Consider the following 3060-nt stretch of genomic DNA (forward strand, 5'->3'; position numbering starts at 1 on the left):
TTTTATTTTAATAAAATTTGAAAAAACCGTTATTTCAAACCAGAAAGAGCTGAAACAAAAATAATCGTAAAATACAAAGAAACTTTGAAAATGAAAAAATAATAAACTTTAAAACTACATGAAAGTATCTTTGTATTTTTATTCCTCTCCCCATCATCATAGAACATATGACTTTATCTAACGCGTTGTTAAACTGCAGAATTAAATATCATCCATAAACCACCACAGACTAAGCCAGCAAAAATCACAAAACCAATAAGCGAATTAGACTTGAAAAGCCTGAGGCATTGTGAACTGTCATCTATATCAATGACTTTAATTTGAATAAACATATGAATGCTTGCCGCAAAAATTCCCAAAAAACTCAAGAGAGGAACTTTAGCCAAATAAAATGCTAAACTAACAAATACAACAAAACCACCATATAGAAATACTAAAGCACGCTTAGTTCCTTTACCAAAGAGAAGTGCCGTAGAACCGATACCAACAGTAGCATCATCCTCTTTATCTTGATGTGCGTAGATTGTATCGTATCCTATGGTCCACAAGATTGATCCCACATAAAGTAAAATTGGTGCCCAGCTTAAACTTCCAAACACAACAGCCCACCCCATTAATGCTCCCCAATTAAATGCAACGCCTAAAAAAAACTGCGGCCAATAGGTTACGCGTTTCATAAAAGGATAAAATGCAACAGCTATCAATGACGAAATGCCTAGAAAAAAACTAAACGTATTAAATTGTGATAAAACGCCTAAACCAACTAAACATTGCACAAGTATAAAAACTTTTGCTTGAAACCGACTCACATGACCTGTCGGTAATGGACGAGAACGTGTTCTCTCTACCTGAGAATCGATTTTATGATCAACAAGATCATTCCAAGTACACCCTGCCCCTCGCATAGCGATGGATCCCAGAAAAAAAAGAAAAAGATACCAAACCCAATGAAGCAACATTGATAAAAGAGGTTCATGATGCATATCATAAGAGAGAAAAGCCATTGTTGTTGACCAAAAACAAGGCCACATCAACAATTGCCATCCGATAGGTCGATCCCAACGCGCCAATTGCGCATAAAACCATAAAGAACAGGGAAGGAAATTATAGACCCATTGTTTGGAAGATGCATCCATAACCCGTCCTTGGCTATCATAGGACTGAACAGGTGCAATATTTTTATTTTTTTTCATCAAATGATTTACCTTTAGTCTTGCGATAGAGACATTTCATTCTTATGAAAAGATGAGATTAATCATCTTTTATGAGAGGAGCAAGTAATGAATATTCTTCTTATTGGTTCAGGTGGACGAGAACATGCTTTAGCATGGAAAATAGCAGCATCACCACTGCTCAAAAAGTTATATTGCGCTCCTGGAAATCCTGCAACAACAGAATTTGGTGAAAATATTAATTTAGACATTGATAACCATCCCCTTGTTATTGATTTTTGTAAAGCACATTCTATTGATCTTGTGATTGTGGGACCAGAAGCACCATTGGTTGCTGGTATAGCTGACTCTCTTAATAGTGCTAACATCTGTGTATTTGGCCCTACTCAAAAAGCTGCTCAACTAGAAGGTTCAAAAGCTTTTACAAAAGATTTATGTCGTAAGAATAACATTCCTACAGGAAGTTACCAATGCTTTAATGATGCGGAAAAAGCCAAAGCTTACATTCATCAACAAGGAGTTCCCATTGTGATTAAAGCAGATGGCTTAGCAGCTGGCAAAGGTGTTGTGGTTGCAAAAACGATAGAAGAAGCATTTAACGCAATCGATGCCTGCTTCAAAAGTGCCTTTGGAGACGCAGGAAACAAAATTGTTGTAGAATCTTTCCTTGAAGGTGAAGAAGCAAGCTTCTTCTGTCTTTGTGATGGTAAAATTGCTCTTCCCTTTGGATCTGCTCAAGATCATAAGCGTGTGGGAGATGGAGATACTGGAGCAAACACCGGTGGTATGGGGGCTTATTCACCAGCACCCATCATGACCGAAGAAATGGTGAATCGTACCCTCAAAGAAATTGTTGAACCTGCTTTAAAAAGTATGCACGAAATGGGCACCCCTTTTAAAGGCATTCTTTTCGTCGGATTGATGATAACGCAAAAAGGACCCGAACTCATTGAATTTAACGTACGATTCGGTGATCCTGAATGTCAAGTTTTAATGATGCGCCTCAAAGATGATATTCTACCGATATTTCTTGCCGCAGCTCAAGGAAAGCTTGAAAATAAACCCCTTCAGTGGTCCGATAAAACTGCTCTTACTGTTGTTATGGCTGCTCATGGTTATCCAGCCTCTCCCCAAAAAGGAACTATTATCCGTAATGTTGATAAAGTAAACACACTTCCTGATGTAAAAGTTTTTCAAGCTGGTACCACATTGCGCAATGGAGAACTTATTGCAAATGGAGGACGTGTTCTCAATATAACAGCAACAGGAAAAACAATTACGAGAGCACAAAAACGTGCTTATGAAGCTGTTGATTGTATTGATTGGCCAGAAGGCTTTGTTCGTCGTGATATCGGATGGCGAGCCATTGCGCGAGAAAACTAAATTTTTTGGTATTCTTTTTTACGATTTTATTCTTTCATCCAAGAGCACGAAACATGAATTTTCTTATTATGTGGTGTTGAACATAACTTTTGAAGAAAACGAGTATATTTTTCTTTAAAGAATAAAATACCTAAAAAAGAATATACTCATCTTATTCACGCATAAAGCAATATCTCTCATGCTCTTTTTCTCATTTCATGACATTAACAGTGAAGAATGTCAGTTCATTCTGCCTTCTTTATTGAACATAAGACAAAATCTAATAACGTCTTTGTGTCAAACTCGAAATGTTACGACACAACCCTTGTTATCTAGAAAACTTATCAGAGAGTTTTGCTCTTTTTAATGTTCCTCATCCACATGAGCATCCCCTCCTTGTAACGTGCAAGAAAATGATCATTATTTTATAAATCAATAACTTGCTTTACAAAAGAAAGTAAAAAACTCATCCAAAAATCTGATCGTGTTTTAACGACGTAGCAAAACCAAAAATCACATCATCAAC

2 protein-coding genes are annotated in these 3060 nt (G+C 36.7%); one reads left to right on the forward strand and one right to left on the reverse strand.

Annotated elements, in window-relative coordinates:
- Positions 1 to 188 precede the first annotated feature (188 nt).
- A complete protein-coding gene (gene ubiA, locus BN338_RS00335; RefSeq protein ID WP_039757979.1) occupies positions 189 to 1193 on the reverse strand; it encodes a 4-hydroxybenzoate octaprenyltransferase in 1005 nt (334 codons plus the stop codon).
- An 87-nt stretch (positions 1194 to 1280) separates the two neighbouring features.
- Between ubiA and purD the strand changes: the two genes are divergently transcribed.
- A complete protein-coding gene (gene purD / locus BN338_RS00340) occupies positions 1281 to 2555 on the forward strand; it encodes a phosphoribosylamine--glycine ligase (protein ID WP_039757982.1) in 1275 nt (424 codons plus the stop codon).
- The last annotated feature ends 505 nt before the right edge of the window (positions 2556 to 3060 follow it).

The organism is Bartonella queenslandensis AUST/NH15 (assembly GCF_000312585.1).
GTDB classification, from domain to species: Bacteria; Pseudomonadota; Alphaproteobacteria; order Rhizobiales; family Rhizobiaceae; genus Bartonella; species Bartonella queenslandensis_A.

What these genes read in the sequence shown, in the direction of transcription:
- purD (WP_039757982.1), top strand. Translation starts at nt 1,281, where the DNA reads ATGAATATTCTTCTTATTGGTTCAGGTGGACGAGAACATGCTTTAGCA.
- ubiA (WP_039757979.1), bottom strand. Translation starts at nt 1,193, where the DNA reads ATGAAAAAAAATAAAAATATTGCACCTGTTCAGTCCTATGATAGCCAA.